The sequence below is a fragment of the Streptomyces sp. NPDC001315 genome, from assembly GCF_042896175.1.
Taxonomy (GTDB): domain Bacteria; phylum Actinomycetota; class Actinomycetes; order Streptomycetales; family Streptomycetaceae; genus Streptomyces.
Map to the genome: position 1 here is coordinate 65204 of NZ_JBIAWZ010000025.1, position 23846 is coordinate 89049.

Here is a 23846-nt window from a genome sequence, read left to right on the forward strand (position 1 = left end):
CCGCATGATGAGGGCATGAGACAGCGTGTGGTGCGAGTCGCCCTGACCGCCGCTCTGGTCGCCGTCGTCCTCCTCGCCGTCCCGCTGGCCCTGGCGATCAGGTCGTCCCTGTACGCCGACCAGCGCGACACCCTGGAACGGTCCGCGCTGGCCGCAGCCGTACATGTGAGCCCGGACTTCGTCACCGGTGACCCGGTGGAACTGCCCGCGCCCCCATCTGGCGGGCGTCTCGGCCTGTACGACCCTCGATTGCGACTGCGCGCGGGCAGCGGCCCCCGGTCCGGCGACACCCCGGTCCGGCAGAGCCTTGGCGGTGAGGTGGCACGGAGCCGGGCGGGCCAGGACCTGGTGGTGGCCGTACCCGTCTCCCACGCCGAGAAGGTGATCGGCGTCGTACGGGCCTCATCCCCCGCCGTCGCCGTACGCAACCGGGTTGCCGCCGCCTGGACGCTGCTGCTCGGCGTGGCCGCGCTCGCGCTGACCGTCGCCGTCCTCGTCGCCCGCCGTCAGGCCCGGGCGCTGGCCGCGCCGCTGGAGGACCTCTCCCGCCACTGCCGGGCGGTGACCGAAGGTGACCTGAACGTACGGGCCGCCCCGAGTAGCGTCGCCGAGATCGACCAGGTCGCCCGCACCCACAACGAAATGCTGCACAGCCTTTCGGAACTTCTGCGCCGCGAACGTGACTTCACCGCCAACGCCTCCCACCAGCTGCGCACCCCGCTCACTGGCCTGCAACTCGCCCTGGAAGCGGGCCTCGCCCAGGACGACGACGCCCGGTTGCGGCCCGTGCTGGCCGAGGCGCTGGCCACCACGGAACGCCTGCACCACACGGTGGAGGAGGTGCTGCGCCTGTCCCGCTCCGGAGAAATGGCTCGCCCCACCGCTGGAACGATCGCTGTGCGACAGCTGCTGTGGGAGACGGAGGAACGGTGGCACGGCCTCTTCGCCCAGGACGGAAGACGCCTGGAGTGCGCCGGCCAGGAGACACTGGCCGACGTCCGGGTGCCGGGCGCGTCCGTCTCGGAGGTGCTCGGGATCCTGCTGGACAACGCCCGGGTGCACGGGCGCGGCACGGTCCGCGTGGCCGTGCGGGACCTGGAGGATGCCCTCGCCTTCGACGTGAGCGACGAGGGCGTCGTGACGGGCGAGCCGTCACGGCTCTTCGACCGCGGGCGCACCGGCGACGGAGAGGGAACAGGCATTGGCCTGGCCCTCGCTCGTGAACTGGCTGTTTCGCTCGGCGGCAGGCTCTCCCTGACCAACCGACACCCGGCTACGTTCACATTGCTCCTTCCCGTCGAAGGGGATGAGACACCGGGGCAGGGACACCGGGGTGAGACGGGCCGCGTATAGCGAAACCGGGGATCCTGCAGATCATTGAACCTGCCATGCGGATTCCCGCGTGGCTCATTCCGGTGTTTCCCCAGAGGAGTTCAGAGCTGTGTCTGTCGAAGTAATGGCAGAAGAGTGGTTGCTTTCCGCCGGGCAGGTTCGATCCCTGCTGTCGTGGATACGCGGGCACGCGGGTGCCAACCGCTCGGTATACCCCCTTCATGCGCACCGTGGCCGAGCAGGCTCTGCTCCGACGTGAGGCTCGCGCCCTGCGTGTGAGCGATGTGGTGCTCCCGGAGGGCGACGGGGGTAAGTTGACGGCCCGTCGCGATGGGAGGACGAGGGAAATACCCCTCCAGCCGCAGTTCGCTCCCCTGCCGGTCGGCGCGGGGCGGCCTTCTGCGGTTGCGATCAGACGTCGGCGAGGCGGTTGGAGAGGTCCAAGGCGACGGTGGCGACCGCGAGGGCGGCGCACAGGCCGGTCACCTCATGGATGGTGGGGTGGACCAGGCACGGCCAGTTGTCGGGGGCGGCGGGCCAGGAGGCGAGGAGGACCTCGGTGGTCGCCAGGCCGAGGTGGGCGGTGACGTCCCAGCCCGCTCGGGCGGCGGGCTCCCGGTGCAGGCGGATACGGCCGAGCGGGAGCCTGGGGGCGCCCCCCCGGGAGCCAGGAGACGTCGAGCGGTCCCTCCGGGAGGGCGGAGACGCGCTGGACCAGTGCGCCGCTCACTCCCGACGGCATGGGCCGCACGGCGACGGCGTGCAACGGGCGGGCGGCGAAAGGGTGGGGTCGCGGTGAGATTGGGGCCTCCCGGGCGGGGTCGGTACAGCGGGTCAGGCCCAGGCGAGGTCATCGCGGACAGCTGCCGGGAGGTAGCCCTCCTGTCCGTCTTCGGCGATGAACGCCGCGCCGTCGCCCACGACGACGTCGGTGCCGAGGTAGTACGCGAAGGGCCAGTCGGGGTTGACGGCCAGGCGGATCGGCAGGTTGGGGTCGAGGTTCTGAAGTTGGCGGAGCAGGTGGCCGACGGTCAGGTGGTGGGGCACGGGAACCTCCGGGAGCGAGATGGGCGGGTGAAGCGTGTGTGGTGGTGGAGCGTCAGCGGACTCGAGGCGGAGCCGGTCGCGCAAGACCGGCTGCCAGGTGGTTCAGCGGCCGGCGACGAGCGCGGCAAGGAAACCGGCCACGGCCTCGGAGGGGGTGTCGAGGCCGAACTCCTGGATCCAGGGCTCGGCGTCGGACGGGAGGACCCGGATCTGCCAGACGATGCCGCGCTTCCAGGCGGTGGTGTCCTCGGGGAGCCAGCCGACGTAGACACGGCGGTCCGGGCTGGTGCAGTGCACGTTGGCCTCCGGGGTGTCGACGATCGCCCAGCCGAGTCTGCCGAGCAGTTCGAGCACCGGGCCCGCGCAGTGGTCGCTGGAGAGCCAGTCACGATCCTCCGCGGCGGGGCGGACGACGGCGGGCAGGAGGGTGCTGGAGGCGTTCACGAGTGGACGGTCCCTTCGTTGACCTGCGGCTTTTCCCGTGGTCCGTACGTTGACATGCGGTGTGCCGAAGTGCGTAGTCGTTTCCGGGAAGGTGAGGTCTGCCGTGGGCGAACTGGCCGCCGAGGGAGAGGCCGGCGGGCCGGGGAATGAATCAGCGGCTCGCGGGTGCCCTCTCCGACCGGCTGCCCCGGCCTCTCGTTTTCTCAGCCGGCCTTGCCTTCTTCTCGGTCGGCTACCTCGGGCTGGGCCTCATCCACAGCCCGTGGATGGTGTTCGTGGTGCTGCCGTTGTACGGCGGCTTCAACGCCTGCACAGACGGGGTCGGCAAAGCCTGGATCTCCACCGTGGTCCCCGACCGCCAACAGGGCACCGCCCAGGGCCTCTACCAGGGCGGCACCGGCGTGGCCGTGCTCCTCGCAGGCCTCTGGGCTGGGCTCGCCTGGGATACCAACGGCCGCCTCCCACTGCTGATGGGCTGGGCTCGCCTGGGATACCAACGGCCGCCTCCCACTGCTGATTTCGGGCGGCGTCGCGCTCACCCTGGCCATCGCGCTCTCGGTCCGGACCGTCAGGGCGAACCGCCCGCCCAGGGAAGGATGACAGGTTCTGGTCAAGTTTTGACCAAATGCCGGACGTCTTCTGCGGCCGGTGATCGGGTTCTCCACGACGGCTGTATGACCACCCGTTTTCGGAGGATCTGGTGTCAGCACCAACCCGTAAGAGACGATGGCTCACGATCTGTGCCATCTCCGCATCTGCCGCACTCGTCGCGACACCCGCAGGCGCTGCGGCAGGCAAGACAAAGAGCCCGTTCGGGGCGCGCACTCTCGCCCAGCTTGCCGCCGAACGCGAGCACTCCATAGGGACCATCAGCCCCAAGCTGAAGGCCGACGACGGGGACGACGGCAACGAGGCCGACGAGATAGCCGAGGGCGCGGACCAGTACGCCGAGGCCCGCACCTCGCCCGGCATTGTCGCGCCCGGCGCCTACGGCGCCGCCTGGGACGACCTCACCAACCTGCCCTCCACGGGCGGCAGTTGGCGCAATGTCACCGATCTGCCGTACAACTCCGACGACTCCCGCTACCGGGACATCGACTCCAACTCCAGCGGCGGCTCGGGCAATGTGACCGGCCGTATGGCCGCGATCGCCGCCGACGACGACGGCTACGTGTACGCGGGCAGCGCCGGCGGCGGCGTGTGGCGCTCGAAGCGGGGCGGCGGGAACTGGAAGCCCATCAGCGACAAGCTGCCCTCGCAGTCGACCGGCGCGCTCGCGCTGGACGGGGCCGGCCGGCTGTGGCTGGGCACCGGCGAGGCGACCACCAACGCGGACGCCTACCTCGGCAGCGGTGTCTACGTCCTGTCCCACCCGCACGACGGCACGTTCTCCGCCCGCAGCCGGGTCGGCGGCGACGAGCTGGAGTCGACCACCATCCATGAGCTGCGCTTCGGCGGCGGCAAGGTGTGGGCGGCGACCAGCGAGGGCGTGTGGAGCCACTCCACCAAGACGCTGAAGGGCGCCTGGAAGCTGGAGTTCGCGCCCAACCCCGACTATCTGCCGGGCGGTTCACTGGCGAGTGACCCCTCGGCCGCGTACAAGAACATCGCCAATGACATCGCCATCGACCCCGAGGACCCGTCCAAGGTGATCCTGGCCGTCGGCTGGCGCAGCGGCGATGACTACAACGGCTTCTACACCAAGAACTCCAAGGGCGCCTGGACGCGGATCACCAGCGGCTTCGGCGACCTGCCGACCGACGCGGACAACGTCGGCAACGTCACCTTCGCCCGCTCCGCCGACGGCTCCCGCTATTACGCCATCGACCAGTCGCCGGAGCAGCTGGCGACCAACCCGGACAGCGGCTTGGAGGGCATCTACAGCGCCGCCTCGCCGTTCGGACCCTGGACGAAGGTCGCCGACTACAAGCAGCTGGCCGCCGACGGCTCGGCGCTGACGAGCAGCGGCTACATGCCGGGCGTGCAGGCTTGGTACAACCAGTTCCTGACCGTCGACCCGAACGACCCCAAGCACGTGTACGCGGGCCTGGAGGAGGTCTACGAGACCAACGACGGCGGCACCACCTGGTCGACCGTCGGGCCGTACTGGAACTTCAACTTCTCCTGCTGGTCCATCGATCCGGCCAAGCAGACCGGTGACTGCAACCAGACCACCCACTCCGACCAGCACGGCGTCGCGATCGGCAGCTACCACGGCAAGAGCTTCGTGTACGTCGGCAACGACGGCGGTGTCTACAAGCGCCCGGTCAACGGCTCGCAGGACGCCTCCGGCCACGCCACCGACTGGACCTCCCTCAACGACGGCACCATCGACACCCTGCAGTACTACTCGGTCGGCGTCGGCAAGGACCTCGACCACGGCGGCGTCTCCGTCACCGGCGGCCTCCAGGACAACGGCCAGTCCGTGCTGCGCAGCAACGACAGCGTGATGGGCTCCAACTTCGGTGGCGACGGCGGCGACACGCTCACCGACCCGGCCAACGGCTGCAACATCGCCGAGGAGTACGTCTACCTCGCCATTCAGGTCACCCAGAACTGCGGCGTGAACGACGGCAGTTGGGTTACCGACCCGAGCAAGGCCACGTCGTACAACGTCGCCCCGGCCGACAACGCCACCGGCGAGGCCCGCTTCATCGCCCCGCTCGCGGCCGATCTGAAGAGCAGCTCGACGTGGGTCGCGGGCGGCCGGCACATCTGGGTGCAGACCCACGGCTACGCCATCCGCAGCGGCGACGAGTGGAAGAGCGTGTACGACCTCGGCGCCGGGCGCACCGCGACTGCCGTCGCCGCCTCCGGCGGCAAGGTCTACGCGGCCTGGTGCGGACCCTGCAACAACCAGGGCTTCGCCCGCGGCATCTCCGTCGGCAACGCGGACGGCACCGGGTGGCATGACATCAGCCTGCCGGTGGACGGTACGGTGCCCAATCGCTACCTCAGCGGCTTCGCGATCGACCCGAAGAACGCCGACCACGTCTTCCTCGCCGTCAACGGCTTCTCCCGGCACTGGACCGAAGGCCCCGGCGCGGGCGTCGGCCATGTCTTCGAGTCCACCGACGGCGGCACCACCTGGAAGGACGTCTCGGCGAACCTCCCCGACGTGCCGACGAACTCGGCGATCGTCCTGCCGAACGGCGGCCTGGCCGTCGCCACCGACCTCGGTGTCGTCTACCGTGCCCCGGGCCACACCAAGTGGCAGCGCGTCGGCTCGCTGCCGGCCGTCGCCGTGCTCCAGCTGAAGCTGAGCCCCGACAGCCGCACCCTGTACGCGGCCACCCACGGCCGCGGCATCTACACCATCAAGGTGCGCGACTGCGACTGACGCACACCCGGCAGTCAGATGAGGGGTGATCCCGGCCTCCGGGGTCACCCCTCCTGCGCAGAGGGCGATCTCGGTGAATGTCGCAGATGGACAGGTCCTATTGCGCGGTGGTCCGGGCGGCGGAACTCGCCGGCCGGAGCCTGGAAGTCGCATGTGGCCGTTCCGGCTGGTCAGAACGGACCGCCGTATGTTCGGCTCATTGCACCGGGTACGCCGCCACACTCAGCCGGAGCGTAAAGAGGGGTGCGCTCTGCGGACCCCAGGTGACGGTCGCGGAGCCGGTGCGCGCGGCCCGCACCGTGACCCGGCTGTCGCCGTTGCTGTCGGTGGCCGTCGACGTCACCAGCGCCAGCATGGGGCTGCTGCTGCGTGGCTGCGGCCATGCCCCCTGGGGCCGAGGCTTGAGGATCACGGTCAATGTCGTACCGGATCGCACGCACAGGGTGCGGGCTGAGGGGTCCTCGGGGCCGTGGGTGATGGTGGTGGAGCCCGCGAGGCATCCGGGGGTCGCGGGGCCTGTTCCGTGCGGGTTTGGGGCTCGGGGCGACGGCGACGTCGGGAGCGTTGACGACCTCGTCGCGGAGGGCGAGCTGGGACTGCTCGACGTGCTGACTCCGCTGGCCGACGACGTGGTGGTGGATGGGGTGGGGGAAGGGCGTGGTGGTGCCGAGTCTGCCTCCGAGCCGCTGCTGCCTCCGCAGGCGGTCAGGAGACAGGAGAGGGCCACCAAGGTAGCCGCGAGCGAGGGCCAAGGTCCTCGGCCGCGTCTGCAGTCCTCCACGATCATGACCACTCCTTCGTGCCATCGGACGCCACTGCGACGTCCTGGGGCACCGTTCGGTTCCCGTCCTCCCTGGCGTCTTGGCAGGCCCTCAGCGGATACCCGAGTCGAAGGCGATGACCATTTTCGGCGAACAGCACTCAACCGGTCGGGCACCCGCCGCTTCAGCGGCAACTGGCCATCGGGTGCACCGCCTTGCGGCCTTTGGAATCTGCGAACGTGCCGGACTCGAACGGCGCCGCCGGTTGTCGTAACCCGGTTGCGGCGCAGGGCCGTACAGAGCAGAAGGGACAGGTGTGGCGGAAGTCGAGCAGACACTGGGACGGTGCCGGGCTGGAGCGCAAGGTCCGCGGCGCCGGGCGGCCGTGGACGGTGGGCGACATCGCGATGGTGGCCGACGGCTAGGGCGCGTATTGAGTCGTTATCAACGGGCGGTCCGGGTGAGGTCTTTGATCCAGATCATCGAGGCGCGCAGGTGTAGGCCGGCGAGGTAGCTCTGAGGCGTTTTGTCGTATCGGGTGGCGACGCCTCGCCAGGCCTTGAGCTTGTTGATCAGGCGCTCGACAGTGTTCCTCTCCTTGTAGAGGCCGGTGTCGTGGCTGACGGCCCGACCGCCCCCGGAGCCCTTCTTCCTCCGGTTGGCGGCCTGGTCCTTCTTCTCCGGAATCACTGCCTTGATGCCGCGTCTGCGCAGGTGGGCCCGGTTGCTGCCTGCGGGCTGTCCGCGGCCTGGCCCGCGGTCAGCACGAACGCCAGCGGACGGCATCTGCGGTCGGCGGCGAGGTGGACCTTCTTGTCAGTCCGCCCCTGGAGCGTCAGAGGAGAGCCGCCTTCAGCCGGAGTTTTCGCCGACGCCGGATGAGTCGACGCTCCTCCCGTCCGGGATCCGTCCCGGTGTCCTGCCCGTTCTGTTCTTCGAAGCCCTTCGTGACCGGCGGTGTCCTCGCCGTCGGCGGCGCCAGCTTCAAGCCGCTGATCGACGGGCGGCCCATCCCGGCGCTGGAACCCCTCGCGGACTACGGCTGGGCGGTCGGCCTGGGCACCTCGATGGTGCTCTACGTGGTGCTGATGCTGCTCAGGGGCCGGCAGGAGACCCCCGTGTGACGCGTGCCCGCAGGGCGGTCGGAGGGCGTCAGCCCTTCTGACCGCCCTCCAACGCCGCCACCGCGTCCTTGGCGGCCTTGATGGCGCCCTTGTTGATCTCGTCCGTACCCGGCGCCTTCTTCGACTCGAAGTCGCTGCCGTTGTAGGTGATGACCACCAGCGCGTTGGACGCGCGGACGATCACCTCGCCCTCACGTGTCTGCTGCTTGTCCTCGGTGGTGAGGTTCACGATCGAGTAGGCGGTGTCACCGAGACCCGGAACATCCCCTCCGCCGCTTTTCTCCGTGACGCGCTCCTTGTATGCCTTCTGTGCCGCTTCGTCCGAGTCCGTGATCTCGAAGGAGACGTCGAGCCAGCGGTAGTCGTACCCCTTCAGCGCGTTCCAGGAGCAGGTGCGGCGCACCTTCGTGTCCGTCGACGGGATCTCCTTGCCGGCCGTCTTGGCGCCCGGCACAAGCGACTTGACCGTCGTCGCGGCCACGCTCGCGCAGGGTGCGGGGGCGGAGGCGTACGACTTCGACTCCGCCGTCGACGACGGCGCGGAGGACGATGAGGTGGGCGTCTTCTGGGTCGGTTCATGCTCGGCCGCCGATGTCGGGGCGAACGGACCGGACGTCAGCGACCAGCCGGCGGCGGCGAGCACGACGACCGGCGACAGGCGCGCGGTGAGGGCGAGCGGCAGTGGCAGAGAACGCAAGGCGCACTTCTCGTGGGGGTCGGTGCGGAGGGTGTCCACACTGCGGACGGGACGCCAGTGTCACACGACTCCCTGGGGGGTGGAAGTGCGAACTCGCTGCGTGCCTGTGCGATCACAGGGGCCGGTAACTCATGCGCCGTGTGTATTGATTTGTCCGCTCGGGTGGCGGTGGGTCGGGCGGACCTGACCGGCTGCCGCCGCCGGGGGCCACGCCGAGTGGCTCTGATGCTCGGCCCGTGCCACGGCTTCTCGAACGGTCATAACGGTCAGGGGAGTTGCGCGAGGAGCGCCGCTTGGCCCCGCCCGGGCCGGCCGCCGGGGCCGGGGAGCCGGTTCCCCGCCACCGCACGCTTCACGCAACCGACCGGACCTGACGTGGAGTCCGTTGGTGCGGGACCCACCGCTGAGGGCCGGTACGGCGCCGAGGGCGGCCGCCACAGGCGCGTGCGTACGATCATGGGACCGGCCGCCGCGTGTGAGGAGTCCGCCCGTGTTCACCACCCGACCCACCCTCCAGGGCACCTTCGGCATGGTGTCGTCCACGCACTGGCTGGCCTCCCAGTCGGCGATGGCCGTCCTGGAGGACGGCGGCAACGCCTACGACGCCGCCGTCGCCGGCGCCTTCGTGCTGCACGTCGTCGAGCCGCACCTCAACGGACCCGCGGGCGAGGTACCGATCCTGCTCGCCCCGGCGGGCGGCGAGGTGCGTGTGCTGTGCGGGCAGGGCGTCGCGCCCGCCGGAGCCACGGTCGCGCACTACAGGGGACTCGGTCTGGATCTCGTACCCGGGACCGGGCCGCTCGCCGCCGCCGTCCCCGGCGCGTTCGACGCCTGGATGCTCCTGCTTCGCGACCATGGCACCAAGCCCCTCGCCGACGTCCTGAAGTACGCCATCGGGTACGCCGAACACGGGCACGCGCCCGTGGAGAACGTCGGCGCGACCGTCGAGACCGTCCGGGAGCTGTTCGAGACGGAGTGGACCTCGTCCGCGGACGTGTACCTGCCGGGCGGGCAGGCCCCGCGGCCGGGCCGGCTGTTCCGCAATCCGGCCCTCGCCGCCACCTGGCAGCGGCTGCTCTCCGAGGTCGCCGGGGCGGGCGACCGGCAGGCGCAGATCGAGGCCGCGCGGGAGGTGTGGCGCACCGGGTTCGTCGGCGAGGCGCTGGTACGGCAGGCGCGGCGGCCCACCATGGACACCAGCGGCGAGCGCCACACCGGCACGCTCACGGCCGCCGATCTCGCCGGCTGGTCCGCGTCCTACGAGGCGCCGGCGACGTACGACTGGAACGGCTGGACCCTGTGCAAGGCGGGCCCCTGGAGCCAGGGCCCCGCCCTCCTCCAGCAACTCGCCCTGCTCCCGCCCGAGTTGCCCCGGTACGGGTCCGAGGAGTACGTCCACCTGCTGGTCGAGGGCTGCAAGCTGGCCATGGCCGACCGCGAGGCCTGGTACGGGGACGCCGCCGACGTGCCGCTCGACGACCTGCTGTCGGCCGGGTACAACGTGCGGCGGCGGGCGCTCGTCGGCGACAAGGCCTCGTACGAGCTGCGGCCCGGCGCCCCCGGGGGCCGCAGCCCCCGGCTGAGCGCGCACGCGCACGTGGTGGCCGCCGACGACCCCGGCTTCAACCCGATGGGCGCGGGCGAGCCGACGGTCGCCAAGGGCCCGGCGTCGTCCCCGGTGCCGGGCGAACCGGACGTGCGCGCCGACGGCGCCACCCGCGGCGACACCTGCCACCTCGATGTCGTCGACCGCTGGGGCAACATGGTCGCCGCCACGCCCAGCGGCGGCTGGCTCCAGTCCAACCCCGTCGTCCCCGAACTGGGCTTCCCGCTCGGTACCCGCCTCCAGATGACCTGGCTGGAGGAGGGGCTGCCGAACTCCCTCACCCCGGGCCGCCGCCCCCGCACCACCCTCACCCCCTCGATCGCCCTGCGCGACGGGGTGCCGGTCATGGCGTTCGGCACGCCCGGCGGGGACCAGCAGGACCAGTGGCAGCTGCACTTCTTCCTGGCCGTCGCCCTGCGTGAGCAGGTGCGCGGCGGCCTCGACCTGCAGGGCGCGATCGACGCCCCGAACTGGCACAACGACGGCTTCCCGGGTTCCTTCTACCCGCGCGGCATGCGGCCGGGGAGCGTGACCGTGGAGTCCCGTATGCCCGCGGACGTCGTCGACGGGCTGCGGCGGCGCGGCCATGAGGTGACCGTCGCGGACCCCTGGTCCGAGGGCCGGCTGTGCGCGGTCGCCCGGGACCCGGAAACCGGGATCCTGTCGGCGGCGGCGAACCCGCGGGGCATGCAGGGCTACGCGGTCGGACGCTGAGGGGCGCAGGGGGGCCTGCCGTAGGGCCCGCCGAAGGGGTGCGTCGTAGGGGAGCGTCGCCGGGGCGAACCTTCGGGGCCTGGCACGGGGGGGGTTGGTTCAGTCCCGGCTCCGGAGCGGGCGGCACGCCCCGGCGCCGGGTGTTCATGCCGATTCCACCCGCTGTGCACCGGCCGTGCGGGGATTGTCAGTGGCACGTGGTCTCATGTGGACATGCCCGAAGACATCACGGAAACCATCGACGAGTTTCTCGCACGCCACTCGACCGACGTGGAGGAGGCGCTGCGCGAAGCGGCCGCCGCCGAGATCATGCCGCGCTTCCGCCGGCTCGCCGCGCACGAGGTCGACCAGAAGAGCGGCCCGCACGACCTGGTCACGGACGCCGACCGCAACGCCGAGCTGTACCTCACCAAGGCGCTCGGCGCCCTCCTGCCCGGCTCCGTCGTGGTCGGCGAGGAGGCGGTGCACGCCAACCCCGCGACGTACGAGGCGATACAGGGCGACGCGCCGGTCTGGATCATCGATCCCGTCGACGGGACACGGCAGTTCGTGCACGGCGACGACGGCTTCTGCACCCTGGTCGCGCTGGCGCGGGGCGGGGCCCTGCTCGCCTCGTGGACGTACGCGCCGGCCCGCGACCAACTGGCCACGGCCGTACGGGGCCGCGGCGCCTTCCTGGACGGCGAGCGGCTGTTCGCCGGCCCGCCCGCACCCGGCCGGGACCTGGAGGTGGCCACCTCCCACCCGGACTACACGACCGACGAGCAGAAGCGCACCCTGCTCGGTCTGTGGACGGACGGGGTCGCGCCGCGCGCCTGCGGTTCGGCGGGCCTGGAGTATCTCGCCGTCGCCCGCGGCGAGTCGGACGCCACGGCCTTCTCCTGGGAGGCGGCCTGGGACCACGCGGCGGGGCTGCTGCTGGTCGAGGAGGCCGGCGGCGCCCACCTGACCGTCACGGGCGAACCGTTCCGCATCACGGGCGGCAACGCCCTGCCGTTCACGGCGGCGCGGGACGCGGCCACGGCTCGCCGGGTGGTGGGGTTGCTGTCGGGCGGAGTCCGATCTGCGGAGCGCGCCTCTCCGGCATGAGGAGCACGGTGACCATCTCGAACTCCGGCACCGTGCCGACCGGCAGCCGGCCGGCGCCCTAGCGGGAGAGGTGCAGGACGTCCACGAAGCCGTCGACGGACAGACCGAGGTCGACGCGGAGCGGCCGTGCGGCCAGGGGGTGGGCGCGATCGTCCCGGTGACCCCGGCCCCGCTCGGCAGCGGCCCGGAGCGGTATCTGCCCAGCTCGTGCCGGTACCGCAGCGCCCGGTGCCACGACGCCTCGAATTCCTCGGCCGTCACCGGTTCCCCGGGCGAGGACTGCGACGCCTCCGACGCCACGCCCAACGTCGACTGTCCGTACGCGGAGGCGTACAGCTGCCCACCGAGCGTTCCGTACTCCTCCCGCAGCCCGGCGAGATCGGGCGCCGAAAAGACGGCCCGCGCGCTCCCGTCAGGCCCGAAGCCCGCCTCGCGCAGCAGCTGCCCGTCGTCGGTCACCTCGAACCAGCGATCCGCCCCCGACTCCCCGGCCCCGCTCCGAAACCACCGTGTCACGCCGCCGAACTCACCCGCACCGTGAGGCTTGTCAGTCCCCCGGCATATCCTGATCCCCAGTGGCCGTCGGCTGACGAAGGAGTCCGAAGGTGCCGTCGATGCTCGATGCGGTCGTGGTGGGTGCGGGGCCGAACGGACTGACCGCTGCCGTGGAGCTGGCCCGCCGCGGCTTCTCCGTGGCCGTCTTCGAGGCGCGCGACACCATCGGCGGAGGAGCCCGCACCGAGGAGCTCACCCTCCCCGGCTTCCGCCACGACCCCTGCTCCGCGGCGCACCCGCTCGGCATCAACTCACCCGCCTTCCGAGCGATGCCACTCGAACGCTACGGCCTCGAATGGCTGCACCCCGAGCTGCCCATGGCGCACCCCTTCACCGACGGCACCGCCGCCGTGCTGTCCCGGTCGGTCGCCGAGACCGCCGCCTCGTTCGGGCCGCGCGACGCGGGGGTGTACCGCAGGCTGGTCGAGCCGTTCCTGCCCAAGTGGGACACTCTGGTCCGCGACTTCATGTCCCTGCCGCTCACCGCCCTGCCCCGCGACCCGGTCACCCTCGCCCGCTTCGGCCTCGTCGGCCTGCCCCCGTCGGCCTGGCTGACCCGCCGCTTCCACGACGAGCGGGCCAAGACCCTCTTCGCCGGCCTCGTGGCGCACGTCATGGCCCCGCTCAGCGGCCTGGCCACCGGCGCCGTCGGCCTGGTCTTCGCCCTCGCCGCGCACGCCCGTGGCTGGCCCGTCGCCCGCGGCGGCTCCCAGTCCGTCTCCGACGCCCTCGCCGCCTACCTCCAGGACCTCGGCGGCATCATCCACACCGACTACGAGGTCAAGCGCCTCGACGACCTGCCGCCCGCCCGCGCGTACGTCTTCGACACCTCGCCCACCGCGCTGGCCCGTATCGCGGGCTTCGGCAGGTACTACGAGGGGTACCGGTACGGCCCCGGCGTCTTCAAGATCGACTACGCGCTGGACGGTCCGGTCCCGTGGACCGCGAAGGAGGCGCGGGTCGCCGGCACCGTACAGATCGGCGCGGACAGCGCGGAGATCGGCGCGGCGCTGCGCGCGGCGTCCCGGGAGAACCGGGCGCCCGACAAACCGTTCATGATCACGGTGCAGCCCGGTGTCGTCGACCCCGGCCGGGCCCCGGCGGGCAAGCACGTCTTCTGGGCCTACGGCCATGTCCCCCACGGCTGGACCGGCGACCTCACGGACGCCATAGAACGCCAACTGGAGCGCTTCGCACCGGGCTTCCGTGACCGCGTCCTCGCCCGCGCCACCGCAGGCCCGCCCGAACTCGCCGCCCGCAACGCCAACTACGTCGGCGGCGACATCGCCACCGGCGCGGTGTCCGGACTCCAGATCATGCTGCGCCCGAAGCTGTCCCTGTTCCCTTACAGCACCCCGCACCCGGCCGTGTTCATCTGCTCGCAGGCCACCCCGCCGGGCCCCGGCGTCCACGGCATGTCGGGACACAACGCGGCGAAGGCCGTGTGGCGGAGGCTGCGGCAACAACCGTAGGAGCGGGCGCACCCTCCGGCCTACGGTCACTGCCGGTGCCGGTGGCGGTGGCGGTGGTGATGTTCGGCTTCGGCCGGCGGGTATAGAGACAGCCATGACCACCATCACCCTCGCCCGGGGCGACATCACCGAGCAGTCCGTCGACGCCATCGTCAACGCGGCGAACTCCTCCCTGCTCGGCGGCGGTGGCGTCGACGGCGCCATTCACCGGCGCGGCGGCCCCGCGATCCTCGAGGACTGCCGCAAGCTGCGCGCCTCCCACTACGGCAAGGGCCTGCCCGTCGGCCAGGCGGTCGCCACCACCGCCGGCCGGCTGGACGCGCGCTGGGTGATCCACACGGTGGGTCCGCGATTCACCCAGGAGCAGGACCGGTCGGAGCTGCTGGCCTCCTGTTATCGGGAGTCGCTGCGGGTCGCGGATGAGCTGGGCGCCCGTACTGTCGCGTTTCCCGCAGTCTCCGCCGGTATCTACGGGTGGCCGATGGAGGACGCCGCCCGGATCGCCGTGGAAACGGTGCGGGCCACACGGACGGCGGTCGAGGAGGTCAGGTTCGTCCTTTTCGGCGACCGGGCCTACGACGCGTTCGCCAGGCAGGTCCAGTGACGGGCGCCGTAGTGCACCTGCACACGAAGGCGCCCGCCCTGTCCCGGCTCAGGTGGCGCGCAGTGTCGCGATGATCCGGGGGTGGCCGTCGACCGTCCGCTCCTCCGTGTCGCCCGTCTCCGTGAGCCCGGCCCACGCGGCCAGCCGTGTCACGGCCGGGGCGCTGAAGCCCCAGTAGTGCAGATCGTCGCCGGCGGCCAGTACGTGTACCGGAGAGGCGTCGTCGCTCTGTCCGGACATTCCGTAGGTCTCCAGCAGGATCTCGCCGCCCGGGTTGAGGAGCCCGCGGAGTGTCCGGAGCATGCCGAGCGGGTTCTCCACCCGGTGGAGCATCCCGCAGCAGAAGACGAAGTCGAACCTCTCCGCCGACGTCGCCAACTCGGTCGCGTCGGCCCGCAGATATTCCACCGAGGACCCGATCAGTTTGCTGACGGCGCGGAATGCCTCGCCTCCGGCGATCTCGACGCCCCAGCGTTCCCTGACGGTGTGCGTGTACTGCTCGTTGTCGACGGCCAGGACCCGCTCCGCCCCGCGTGCCTCCGCCAGGAAGGCGTAGAAGCCGTCACCCGTGCCGATGTCGAGTACCCGTACGCCACGGAAGTCGGCCGGAAGGAACGGGATGCGGTAGCGGTGGTCGCGAGCGACGCCCCGTGTGTACAGGCCGGCCGTCGTGTTGAGCGCGAAGGTGTGGAACCAGATCGGGATCTCCTGCAGGACCGCCTCGCATTCCTCGACCGGCGCGTCCAGTGGAAGCAGGTCGGCCACTTCGCGCTTCGCGTCCGTCATCTCGACGTACACGTGTGCGGTCATCGATTCCGCCTCTCGGATCCATGTCACCCGGCCACGTGACGGCGTGCGACAGCCACCCCGTCCATCGGTGCCTCCCTCTGCCCTCCCGGTGCCTCTCGCTCCGGATGTCACCACAGTGGCCGTCCTGGTGGCGGCACCGCGCGACGGGCTGGGCCGTCCAGGTGAGCGCTGGATCAGCTCTCGTATGCGGCGGCTGGATGGCTGTCACCGTGTCCGCGCGCGAGTCGGCGGAGGTGTTCACTCCGTCCGTCGGCGAGGAAGGTGGCCGACGTCACGGCGGTGGTCGCCGAGGCCGGCTATCCGAGATCCGACCTTGGCTCGGCGGTGCCGTCCGGGGTCGTTTCGGGTTTCGTGTGGAGGATGTCGCGGGCCTGCTCCGCGGCGCGGGCGATGCTCTCGGAGACGAAGTCGAGGAAGCGGGCGATGTTCTCCAGGCGGGCGCCGGCCGGGGTGCGGGGGCCCAGGACGCCGACGCCCTGCCGTGCGATCCCGACGATGTGGGCGGTGGACCGAGCGCTGGCCATCATCGACTGGTACCAGACGTCGTCGTCGACGACGTAGCGCTCGCGGCGGCGTTCGTCGCGTTCCCGGCGGATCATGCCCTGGCTCTCGAGGAACGCGACCGCTTTGGACACGGACGCCGGGCTGACCTCGAGGCGCTGGACGAGTTCCGACGCGGTGAGGCTGCCCGCGTCGGTGAGGCAGAGGCAGGCCATCACCCGGGACATCATCTTGGGCATGCCCGACTGCATCATGACGGTGGTGAACATCTCCTCGTACTCGCGCACCGCCTCGGCGTCGCGTCCGTGGGCCTGCGGGGGTGCCTGCGGCCCCCGGGGCGCGGCCTGCCTGCGCCGGTGGGCGCGGTGTTCGGTGGCGCGATGGGCCAGGTCGGCGCGGTAGGCCGTGGGGCCGCCGTTGCGCATCACCTCACGCGTGATCGTCGAGGTGGGGCGGTCGAGACGCCTGGCGATCTCCGCGTAGGCGAGGCCGTCGGCCAGTCCCAGCGCGATCTGCTGGCGTTCGGGCTGGGTGAGCCTGCCTCCTGGCATCGCGATCTCCTTGGTGATCCTTCGTGGTTCTCGGCGCCTCCAGCATAGCGTTCACTCCTGATCCATTGCAACGAACAGGTGACTACTGTTGCATTAAGCTCGAAATCATTGCAACAGTTTTCTAGCTCTTACCTGCGCTGATGCTGATTTTGCGCAACGAAGCAGTTGCCTGAACTTCAAACGCAACGTAGCTTTTCCATCGTCAGAAACGACGAGCAAACGAGCAGAGGAAAACACGATGCAGAAGTTCGACACCCCCGCCCCGATCGCCGCCGTCCTCGACATCCCCGCGGGGCGCCTCCGGTTCATCGCCGCCGACCGGGCCGACACCACGGTCGAGGTCCTGCCCGCGAACGCCTCGAAGAGCCGCGATGTACAAGCGGCGGAGCAGACCACGGTCGAATATGCCGACGGAGTCCTGCGGATCGAGGTCCCGGCGAAGAACCAGTACCTCGGCCCCTCCGGGTCCATCGACGTGACGGTCCAGCTGCCCGCCGGTTCCCGGGTCGAGGCGAAGGCGGCCGGCGCCGAATTCCGGGCCGTCGGACGGCTCGGCGACGTCGTCTTCGACGGCGCGTACCGCCAGAGCAAGATCGACGAGGCCGCGAGCGTCCGCCTCACCGCGACCGACGGCGACGTCGAGGTCGGCCGACTGGGCGGCGCCGCGGAGATCAGCACCGCGAGGGGCGACATCCGGATCGCCGAAGCCGTGCGCGGCACGGTCGTGCTGCGCACCGAGGCCGGCGACATCTCGGTCGCCGCCGCCCGCGGGGTCTCCGCCTCCCTGGACGCCGGCACCTCCTACGGCCGCATCAGCAACGGCCTCAAGAACGATGGCACCGCCGAGCTCGACATCCGGGCGACCACCTCCCAGGGCGACATCACCGCCCGCAGCCTCTGACCCGCGTCCTCCAAGGGAGCACTCCTCATGACGAACCTGGCCATCGCGGCGAACGATCTGCGCAAGTCCTACGGCGACAAGGTCGTGCTCGACGGCATCGACCTGCGGATCCCGGCCGGGTCCGTGTTCGCGCTGCTCGGCCCGAACGGCGCCGGCAAGACGACCGCCGTGAAGATCCTGTCCACGCTCATCACCGCCGACGGCGGCCAGGCCCGGGTCGCGGGCCACGACGTCGCCACGTCACCGGACGGGGTGCGGGCCGCGATCGGTGTCACCGGGCAGTTCTCCGCCGTCGACGGGTTGATCACCGGCGAGGAGAACATGCTCCTCATGGCGGACCTGCACCATCTGTCCAAGCGCGAGGGACGGCGCGTCGCGGCCGAACTGCTGGAGCGGTTCGACCTGGTGGAGGCGGCGAAGAAGCCCGCCGCCGGCTACTCCGGGGGTATGAGGCGCCGTCTCGACATCGCCATGACCCTTGTCGGAGGTCCCCGGATCATCTTCCTCGACGAGCCGACCACCGGCCTCGACCCGCGTTCCCGTCACACCATGTGGCAGATCGTCCGCGAGCTCGTCAGCGACGGTGTCACCGTCTTCCTCACCACTCAGTACCTGGAGGAGGCCGACGAACTCGCCGACCGCATCGCGGTGCTGAACGACGGCAAGATCGCCGCCGAGGGCACCGCGGAGGAGCTGAAGCGGCTCGTGTCGGGCGGGCACGTCCGACTCCGCTTCACCGACCCGACGGCCTACCGGTCGGCCGCTGCCGCGCTGTACGACGTCACCCTCCCCTCCTCTCGGCTTCGCTCGAGCGGGGGGACCCCCCTCGAGGAGTCGCTGTCACTGCAGATCGCCGGCGACGGCAGCCAGCGCGAGCTGCGCTTGCTCCTCGACCGACTGGACGCCGCCGGCATCGAGGCGGACGAGCTGACCGTGCACACCCCCGACCTCGACGACGTCTTCTTCGCCCTCACCGCCACCACCGTGCCCGACCAGACCGAAAAGGCTGACCGATGAGCGCCCTCTCCCTCGCCGTACGCGACTCGAGCACGATGCTGCGCCGCAACCTCCTGCACGCGCGCCGCTACCCCTCCCTCACCCTGAACCTGCTGCTCACCCCGGTCATGCTGCTGCTGCTCTTCGTCTACATCTTCGGCGGCACCATGGGGGCCGGCATCAGTGGCGGCGGCGGCCGCTCCGCCTACATCGCCTACATCGTCCCGGGCATCCTGCTGATGACCATCGGCAGCACCGTCATCGGGGCCGCGGTGTCCGTCTCCACCGACATGTCCGAGGGCATCATCGCCCGCTTCCGCACCATGGCCATCCACCGCGGCTCCGTGCTCATCGGGCACGTCGTCGGCAGCGTGCTGCAGTCGATCGCCAGCGTGGTCCTCGTCGGCGCCGTCGCCGTGGCCATCGGCTTCCGCTCCACCGACGCCACCATCCTCGAGTGGCTCGCGGCGTTCGGGCTGCTCGCGCTCTTCGCCCTGGCGCTCACCTGGATCGCCGTCGGCATGGGCATGGCCAGTCCGAACGCCGAGGCCGCCAGCAACAGCGCGCTGCCGCTGATCCTCCTGCCGCTCATCTCCAGCGCGTTCACCCCCATCGACGCCATGCCCGGCTGGTTCCAGCCGATCGCCGAGTACCAGCCGTTCACCCCGGCCATCGAAACCCTCCGTGGACTCCTCCTCGGCACCGAGATCGGCCACAACGGATGGCTCGCCATCGCCTGGTCCATCGCCCTGGCCGCGCTCGGTTACCGCTGGTCGACCTCACAGTTCAACCGCGACCCGAAGTAACCGTCATGAGCGCGCGGGCCACCTCCCGCAACCCGTCCCGCCCGAGGGCGGCGTACCGCCGACACCGCATCGGCGTACGCCGCCCCGTCGGCGTTCCCGGTCATCCGCCGGGCTCGCTCCGCGGAACATCGCCGGCTGGAATCCGCCACGGTTCCATTGATCCCCGGGGGTTGGACACGGTGTGCGCTCACATCGGCCGCCGCGCGGCTGTGCGACGGGCTTAACGCCCGATGATCAGCCGAAGAGACATACGCGTAATCAGCGTTTCGTACGGTCGTGGAAGGTCGAAACCAGGCCGATCATCGGATAGGGGGCGCCCGTGGCCGCGCCGGACACGCGGGCCGAAAGCACATCGAAGGTGCGGACGGTCTGCTCGTACTGCGGAGTCGGCTGCGGCATGGTCCTCGACATCGGCAGAGGCCCGGACGGCCGCCGTACGGTCCTGAAGGCGTCCGGTGACAAGGAGCACCCCGCGAACTTCGGCCGGCTGTGCACCAAGGGCGCGACCGCGGCCGACATGCTGTCCGCTCCCGGGCGCCTGACCACGGCCCTCGTGCGGTCGGACCGCGGGGAGGAGCCGCAGCCCGCACCCGTGGACGCGGCGATCGCCGAGACCGCGCGGCGGCTGCGGGCGATCGTCGACGAGCACGGACCGGACGCGGTCGCCCTCTATGTCTCCGGGCAGATGAGCCTCGAGGCCCAGTATCTTGCGAACAAGCTGGTCAAGGGGTTCATCCGGACCAACCAGATCGAGTCGAACTCCCGGCTGTGCATGGCCAGCGCCGGCACCGGTTACAAACTGTCGCTCGGTGCGGACGGCCCGCCCGGCTCGTACCAGGACCTGGACAAGGCGGACGTCTTCCTCGTCATCGGCTCGAACATGGCCGACTGCCACCCCATCCTCTTCCTGCGCATGATGGACCGGGTGAAGTCGGCGGGCGCCAAGCTGATCGTCGTAGACCCGCGGCGCACCGCCACCGCAGAGAAAGCGGACCTGTTCCTCCAGATCGAACCGGGTACGGACCTCGCCCTGCTCAACGGCCTTCTCCACCTCCTGCACGAGAACGGCCACACCGACCCCGCATTCATCGCCGCGTACACCGAGGGCTGGGAGGCGATACCGGAGTTCCTCGCCGACTACCCGCCCGCAGCCGTCGCCGAGCTCACCGGCATCCCGGAGGGCGACCTCCGCGAGGCCGCCCGGCTGATCGGCGAGGCAGGCGAGTGGACGAGCTGCTGGACGATGGGCCTCAACCAGTCCACGCACGGCACCTGGAACACGAACGCCCTGGTCAACCTGCACCTCGCGACCGGCGCGATCTGCCGCCCGGGCAGCGGACCCTTCTCCCTGACCGGCCAGCCCAACGCCATGGGCGGCCGCGAAATGGGCTACATGGGCCCCGGACTCCCCGGACAGCGCTCCGTGCTCGTAGACGCCGAGCGCGCCTTCGTCGAGGAACTGTGGGAGCTGCCGCCGGGCACGATCCGGGCGGACGGCGTCGGCAAGGGCACGATCGAGATGTTCCGGAAGATGGCCGACGGCGACATCAAGGCCTGCTGGATCATCTGCACCAACCCGGTCGCCTCCGTCGCCAACCGCAGGACGGTCATCGAAGGCCTGGAGGCCGCCGAGTTCGTCGTCACCCAGGACGTCTTCGCCGACACCGAGACGAACGCGTACGCCGATGTCGTCCTGCCCGGCGCCCTGTGGACCGAGACCGAGGGCGTCCTCATCAACAGCGAGCGCAACCTCACCCTCGCCCGGCCCGCCGCCGACCCGCCCGGCGAGGCCATGGCCGACTGGCGGCTCATCGCCGCCGTCGCCCGCGCGATGGGCTACGAGGACGGGTTCTCCTACGACACTGCCGAGCAGGTCTTCGAGGAGATCAAGCGCGCCCGGAACCCGAAGACCGGCTACGACCTGCGCGGAGTGACCTACGAACGCCTCCGCGCCACGCCCGTGCAGTGGCCGGCCGCCACCGCCGACGGACCCGACCGCAACCCCGTCCGGTACGTGAACGACGACGGCTCGCTCACCTTCCCCACCCCGAGCGGCCGCGCCGTCTTCCACGCCCGCCCGCACATCCCGCCCGCGGAGATGCCGGACGACGACTACCCGTACCTCCTCAACACCGGCCGGCTCCAGCACCAGTGGCACACCCTGACCAAGACCGCGAAGGTGCCCAAGCTGAACAAGCTCAACCCCGGCCCGTTCGTGGAACTGCACCCGCAGGACGCGGCCGGCCTGGGCATCGCCGACGGCGACTCGGTGGAGGTCGCCTCGCGGCGCGGCCGCGCCGTGCTGCCCGCGGTCGTCACCGACCGGGTGCGCCCGGGGGCCTGCTTCGCGCCGTTCCACTGGAACGACCTGTTCGGGGAGTACCTGAGCGTCAACGCCGTGACGAGCGACGCCGTCGACCCGCTGTCGTTCCAGCCGGAGCTGAAGGTGTGCGCCGTTTCGCTGACCAAGGTCTCCACTCCGGTGACGGTGCAGACACCTGGCACGGCGGCACCGGCCGAGGTCGAACAACAGTCCGCCCTCGTGCCCGCCGCCGTCCCCGTGCCCGCCGCTGTCTCCGCGCCCGCCGCCGTCTTCGGCCTCAGCCCCGTGCCGCCGCCGGTGCTCTCCGAGCGCGAGCGCCAGTACCTCACCGGCTTCCTCGCCGGGATCCCTTCCGGCGCCCCCGGCGTCCCGGTGCTGCCGCCGGACGCGCCCTTCACCCCCGAACACGCCCTGTGGGTCAACGGCACCCTGGCCGGCATGTACTCCCGGACCGGCCCCGCCGATCCACAGCAGCCCGCGGCTCCTCAGGCCCCGGGCCGCCGGGTCCTGATCCTCTGGGCCTCGCAGACCGGCAACGCCGAGGAGTTCGCCGCCGCCACCGCCGACCGGCTCACCGCGGGCGGCCACACCACGTCCCTCGTCGCCATGGACGAGACGGACCCCGACGCGCTGCCGTCCGACGCCGATCTCCTGCTGATCACCAGCACCTTCGGCGACGGCGACGCCCCCGACAACGGCACCGGCTTCTGGGACAGCCTGACCGCACCCGGCGCCCGACGCCTGGAGGGACGCCGCTACGCCGTCCTCGCCTTCGGGGACTCCTCGTACGACGACTTCTGCGGGCACGGCCGCCGACTCGACAGCCGCATGGACGAGTTGGGGGCTGTGCGCCTCGCCCCGCGCACGGACTGCGAACCCGACTTCGAGAGCCGGGCGGAGGCCTGGCTGGACCAGGTGCTCACCGCCCTCAAGGACGGCACGGACCCCGCCCCCGCCCCGGTCGCCCCCCGCGCCAAACGGCCTGCCCCGGTCACCGCCCGACTGACCGGCAACCGCCTGCTGAGCCTGCCGGGTTCGGGCAAGGAGGTACGCCGCTTCACCTTCGACACCCGCGACAGCGACACCCCGCTCGTCTACGAGGCGGGAGACGCCCTCGGTGTCCGGCCGCTCAACTCCACGGCACTCGTGGCGGAGTGGCTGACCGCCACCGGTCTGGATGCCGAAACCGGCACGGACACGGCCGTACACGTCGACGGTATCGGCGAGATCGCCCTCACCGAGGCCCTGCTGCGCCACCTGGACATCACCCGCATCACCCCGGACCTGCTTCGCTTCGTCGCCGAACGCGCCCGCGACCCACGCGAGTTGAAGCGTCTGCTGCGCCCGGACAACAAAGGTGAGCTGGCGAAGTGGTCCTGGGGGCGGCAAGCCGTCGACGTGGTCGCCGAGTTCGGTGTCCGGGCCGGGGCGCAGGAGTGGGCCGAGGTGCTCGGACGCCTGCAACCACGCCTGTACTCCATCTCCTCCAGCCCGCTCACCGACCCGCACCTGGTCTCACTGACGGTCTCCGTCGTCCGGTACGAGAACCTGCACGGCCGTCCCCGCCACGGTGTCTGCTCGCCCTTCCTCGCCGACGCCGAACCCGGCACCCCGGTGCCGGTCCAGGTGCAGCGCTCACCGCACTTCCGCCCGCCCGCCGACGCCGCCACACCCGCGGTGATGATCGGCCCCGGCACCGGAATCGCGCCCTTCATCGGCTTTCTCGAAGAGCGCCGGGCCGGCGGCCACCGGGCCCCCAACTGGCTCTTCTTCGGCGAGCAGCACCGCGCCACCGACTTCTACTACGAGGACGAACTCACCGCCTTCCTGGCCGAGGGCACCCTCACCCGCCTGGACACCGCCTTCTCCCGCGACCAGCGGGCCAAGGTCTACGTCCAGGACCGGATGCGCGAACACGGCCCCCAGCTGTGGTCTTGGCTCCAGGACGGCGCCCGCTTCTACGTCTGCGGCGACGCCTCCCGCATGGCCAAGGACGTCGACCAGGCCTTGCGGGACATCGCCACCGTCCACGGCGGCCTCGGCGAGGCCGACGCGGCGGCCTACGTCAAACAACTCGCCGCCGACAAGCGCTACGTGCGCGACGTCTACTGACCGACCGGACGGCGGTGGTGACCCCCGGCGACGGTGGCGAAGGGCACGGCCTGCTCGAACG

20 protein-coding genes and 3 pseudogenes are annotated in these 23846 nt (G+C 71.1%); 14 read left to right on the forward strand and 9 right to left on the reverse strand.

All coding sequences use genetic code 11. The features are described from left to right. The first annotated feature begins 15 nt into the window (after positions 1 to 15). Positions 16 to 1353 carry a histidine kinase dimerization/phospho-acceptor domain-containing protein gene (locus ACFY16_RS37655; protein ID WP_390651729.1) on the forward strand — a complete coding sequence of 446 codons (1338 nt, stop codon included), beginning with the start codon at positions 16 to 18 and terminating at the stop codon, positions 1351 to 1353. An 813-nt stretch (positions 1354 to 2166) separates the two neighbouring features. Here the strand turns inward: ACFY16_RS37655 and ACFY16_RS37660 are convergent. Continuing rightward, entirely contained in the window at positions 2167 to 2379 is a 213-nt protein-coding gene (locus ACFY16_RS37660; protein ID WP_390651730.1) for a hypothetical protein, read from the reverse strand. A gap of 102 nt (positions 2380 to 2481) precedes the next feature. Beyond that, positions 2482 to 2823, reverse strand: coding sequence for a DUF317 domain-containing protein (locus ACFY16_RS37665; protein WP_390651731.1), 342 nt, complete (start codon positions 2821 to 2823; stop codon positions 2482 to 2484). Positions 2824 to 2969: 146 nt separating this feature from the next. Between ACFY16_RS37665 and ACFY16_RS37670 the strand changes: the two genes are divergently transcribed. Together ACFY16_RS37670 and ACFY16_RS37675 are read left to right on the forward strand one after the other, a co-directional pair. Continuing rightward, positions 2970 to 3686 carry an MFS transporter gene (locus tag ACFY16_RS37670; protein ID WP_390651732.1) on the forward strand — a complete coding sequence of 239 codons (717 nt, stop codon included), beginning with the start codon at positions 2970 to 2972 and terminating at the stop codon, positions 3684 to 3686. Continuing rightward, positions 3569 to 6163: a glycosyl hydrolase gene (locus ACFY16_RS37675; RefSeq protein WP_390651759.1), complete on the forward strand. Its 2595-nt coding sequence runs from the start codon at positions 3569 to 3571 to the stop codon at positions 6161 to 6163. The genes ACFY16_RS37670 and ACFY16_RS37675 overlap by 118 nt, the downstream gene beginning before the upstream one ends. A 196-nt stretch (positions 6164 to 6359) precedes the next feature. On the opposite strand, the gene ACFY16_RS37680 is transcribed toward ACFY16_RS37675, so the two are convergent. Next, positions 6360 to 6575: a hypothetical protein gene (locus ACFY16_RS37680; protein WP_390651733.1), complete on the reverse strand. Its 216-nt coding sequence runs from the start codon at positions 6573 to 6575 to the stop codon at positions 6360 to 6362. Positions 6576 to 7163: 588 nt separating this feature from the next. Here ACFY16_RS37680 and ACFY16_RS37685 point away from each other — a divergent pair. Then, positions 7164 to 7349, forward strand: coding sequence for a hypothetical protein (locus ACFY16_RS37685; protein WP_390651762.1), 186 nt, complete (start codon positions 7164 to 7166; stop codon positions 7347 to 7349). Positions 7350 to 7368: 19 nt separating this feature from the next. On the opposite strand, the pseudogene ACFY16_RS37690 reads toward ACFY16_RS37685, so the two are convergent. Together ACFY16_RS37690 and ACFY16_RS37695 are read right to left on the reverse strand one after the other, a co-directional pair. Then, positions 7369 to 7650, reverse strand: a pseudogene (locus tag ACFY16_RS37690) (IS5/IS1182 family transposase); the annotation flags it as partial. 5 nt (positions 7651 to 7655) lie between these two features. After that, positions 7656 to 7867, reverse strand: a pseudogene (locus ACFY16_RS37695) (hypothetical protein); the annotation flags it as partial. 1 nt (position 7868) lies between these two features. Between ACFY16_RS37695 and ACFY16_RS37700 the strand changes: the two are divergent. After that, positions 7869 to 8048: pseudogene (locus ACFY16_RS37700) on the forward strand (nitrate reductase); the annotation flags it as partial. Between the two features lie 28 nt (positions 8049 to 8076). Here the strand turns inward: ACFY16_RS37700 and ACFY16_RS37705 are convergent. Then, complete coding sequence (locus ACFY16_RS37705) at positions 8077 to 8745, reverse strand: hypothetical protein (RefSeq protein ID WP_390651734.1); 669 nt, start codon at positions 8743 to 8745, stop codon at positions 8077 to 8079. 490 nt (positions 8746 to 9235) lie between these two features. Here ACFY16_RS37705 and ACFY16_RS37710 point away from each other — a divergent pair, with 490 nt between their 5' ends. The 5 genes from ACFY16_RS37710 (at position 9236) to ACFY16_RS37730 (ending at position 14785) form a co-directional block, all read left to right on the forward strand. Then, positions 9236 to 11065: a gamma-glutamyltransferase family protein gene (locus tag ACFY16_RS37710; protein ID WP_390651735.1), complete on the forward strand. Its 1830-nt coding sequence runs from the start codon at positions 9236 to 9238 to the stop codon at positions 11063 to 11065. A 213-nt stretch (positions 11066 to 11278) separates the two neighbouring features. Next, the gene (locus ACFY16_RS37715; RefSeq protein WP_390651736.1) at positions 11279 to 12154 is read left to right on the forward strand and encodes an inositol monophosphatase family protein; all 876 of its coding nucleotides are present in this window, start codon (positions 11279 to 11281) and stop codon (positions 12152 to 12154) included. Between the two features lie 70 nt (positions 12155 to 12224). Beyond that, entirely contained in the window at positions 12225 to 12695 is a 471-nt protein-coding gene (locus tag ACFY16_RS37720) for a hypothetical protein (protein ID WP_390651737.1), read from the forward strand. Positions 12696 to 12768: 73 nt separating this feature from the next. Then, positions 12769 to 14181: a phytoene desaturase family protein gene (locus ACFY16_RS37725; protein ID WP_390651738.1), complete on the forward strand. Its 1413-nt coding sequence runs from the start codon at positions 12769 to 12771 to the stop codon at positions 14179 to 14181. 94 nt (positions 14182 to 14275) lie between these two features. After that, complete coding sequence (locus ACFY16_RS37730; RefSeq protein WP_390651739.1) at positions 14276 to 14785, forward strand: O-acetyl-ADP-ribose deacetylase; 510 nt, start codon at positions 14276 to 14278, stop codon at positions 14783 to 14785. Between the two features lie 48 nt (positions 14786 to 14833). Here ACFY16_RS37730 and ACFY16_RS37735 read toward each other — a convergent pair whose 3' ends face one another. Together ACFY16_RS37735 and ACFY16_RS37740 are read right to left on the reverse strand one after the other, a co-directional pair. Further along, positions 14834 to 15595, reverse strand: a complete 762-nt coding sequence (locus tag ACFY16_RS37735) for a class I SAM-dependent methyltransferase (protein WP_390651740.1) — start codon at positions 15593 to 15595, stop codon at positions 14834 to 14836. Positions 15596 to 15891: 296 nt separating this feature from the next. Then, positions 15892 to 16647 (reverse strand): helix-turn-helix domain-containing protein, encoded by a 756-nt coding sequence (locus ACFY16_RS37740; RefSeq protein WP_390651741.1) that lies wholly within the window; start codon positions 16645 to 16647, stop codon positions 15892 to 15894. Positions 16648 to 16885: 238 nt separating this feature from the next. Here ACFY16_RS37740 and ACFY16_RS37745 point away from each other — a divergent pair, with 238 nt between their 5' ends. The 3 genes from ACFY16_RS37745 to ACFY16_RS37755 are packed head-to-tail and all read left to right on the forward strand — an operon-like array spanning position 16886 to position 19350. Continuing rightward, positions 16886 to 17548 carry a DUF4097 family beta strand repeat-containing protein gene (locus ACFY16_RS37745; RefSeq protein WP_390651742.1) on the forward strand — a complete coding sequence of 221 codons (663 nt, stop codon included), beginning with the start codon at positions 16886 to 16888 and terminating at the stop codon, positions 17546 to 17548. Positions 17549 to 17575: 27 nt separating this feature from the next. Beyond that, positions 17576 to 18565, forward strand: a complete 990-nt coding sequence (locus ACFY16_RS37750; RefSeq protein ID WP_390651743.1) for an ATP-binding cassette domain-containing protein — start codon at positions 17576 to 17578, stop codon at positions 18563 to 18565. Continuing rightward, entirely contained in the window at positions 18562 to 19350 is a 789-nt protein-coding gene (locus ACFY16_RS37755; RefSeq protein ID WP_390651744.1) for an ABC transporter permease, read from the forward strand. The genes ACFY16_RS37750 and ACFY16_RS37755 overlap by 4 nt, the downstream gene beginning before the upstream one ends. A 258-nt stretch (positions 19351 to 19608) precedes the next feature. On the opposite strand, the gene ACFY16_RS37760 is transcribed toward ACFY16_RS37755, so the two are convergent. Further along, entirely contained in the window at positions 19609 to 19749 is a 141-nt protein-coding gene (locus ACFY16_RS37760) for a hypothetical protein (protein WP_390651745.1), read from the reverse strand. Between ACFY16_RS37760 and ACFY16_RS37765 the strand changes: the two genes are divergently transcribed. Beyond that, entirely contained in the window at positions 19748 to 23785 is a 4038-nt protein-coding gene (locus ACFY16_RS37765; RefSeq protein ID WP_390651746.1) for a molybdopterin-dependent oxidoreductase, read from the forward strand. The two genes, ACFY16_RS37760 and ACFY16_RS37765, sit on opposite strands and share 2 nt — an antisense overlap. Positions 23786 to 23846 lie beyond the last annotated feature (61 nt).

Coding starts and splice junctions, on each gene's coding strand:
- ACFY16_RS37755 (WP_390651744.1), top strand. CDS start 18,562: ATGAGCGCCCTCTCCCTCGCCGTACGCGACTCGAGCACGATGCTGCGC.
- ACFY16_RS37750 (WP_390651743.1), top strand. CDS start 17,576: ATGACGAACCTGGCCATCGCGGCGAACGATCTGCGCAAGTCCTACGGC.
- ACFY16_RS37745 (WP_390651742.1), top strand. CDS start 16,886: ATGCAGAAGTTCGACACCCCCGCCCCGATCGCCGCCGTCCTCGACATC.
- ACFY16_RS37735 (WP_390651740.1), bottom strand. CDS start 15,595: ATGACCGCACACGTGTACGTCGAGATGACGGACGCGAAGCGCGAAGTG.
- ACFY16_RS37670 (WP_390651732.1), top strand. CDS start 2,970: ATGAATCAGCGGCTCGCGGGTGCCCTCTCCGACCGGCTGCCCCGGCCT.
- ACFY16_RS37740 (WP_390651741.1), bottom strand. CDS start 16,647: ATGCCAGGAGGCAGGCTCACCCAGCCCGAACGCCAGCAGATCGCGCTG.
- ACFY16_RS37655 (WP_390651729.1), top strand. CDS start 16: ATGAGACAGCGTGTGGTGCGAGTCGCCCTGACCGCCGCTCTGGTCGCC.
- ACFY16_RS37765 (WP_390651746.1), top strand. CDS start 19,748: ATGGTCCTCGACATCGGCAGAGGCCCGGACGGCCGCCGTACGGTCCTG.
- ACFY16_RS37730 (WP_390651739.1), top strand. CDS start 14,276: ATGACCACCATCACCCTCGCCCGGGGCGACATCACCGAGCAGTCCGTC.
- ACFY16_RS37725 (WP_390651738.1), top strand. CDS start 12,769: ATGCTCGATGCGGTCGTGGTGGGTGCGGGGCCGAACGGACTGACCGCT.
- ACFY16_RS37760 (WP_390651745.1), bottom strand. CDS start 19,749: ATGCCGCAGCCGACTCCGCAGTACGAGCAGACCGTCCGCACCTTCGAT.
- ACFY16_RS37715 (WP_390651736.1), top strand. CDS start 11,279: ATGCCCGAAGACATCACGGAAACCATCGACGAGTTTCTCGCACGCCAC.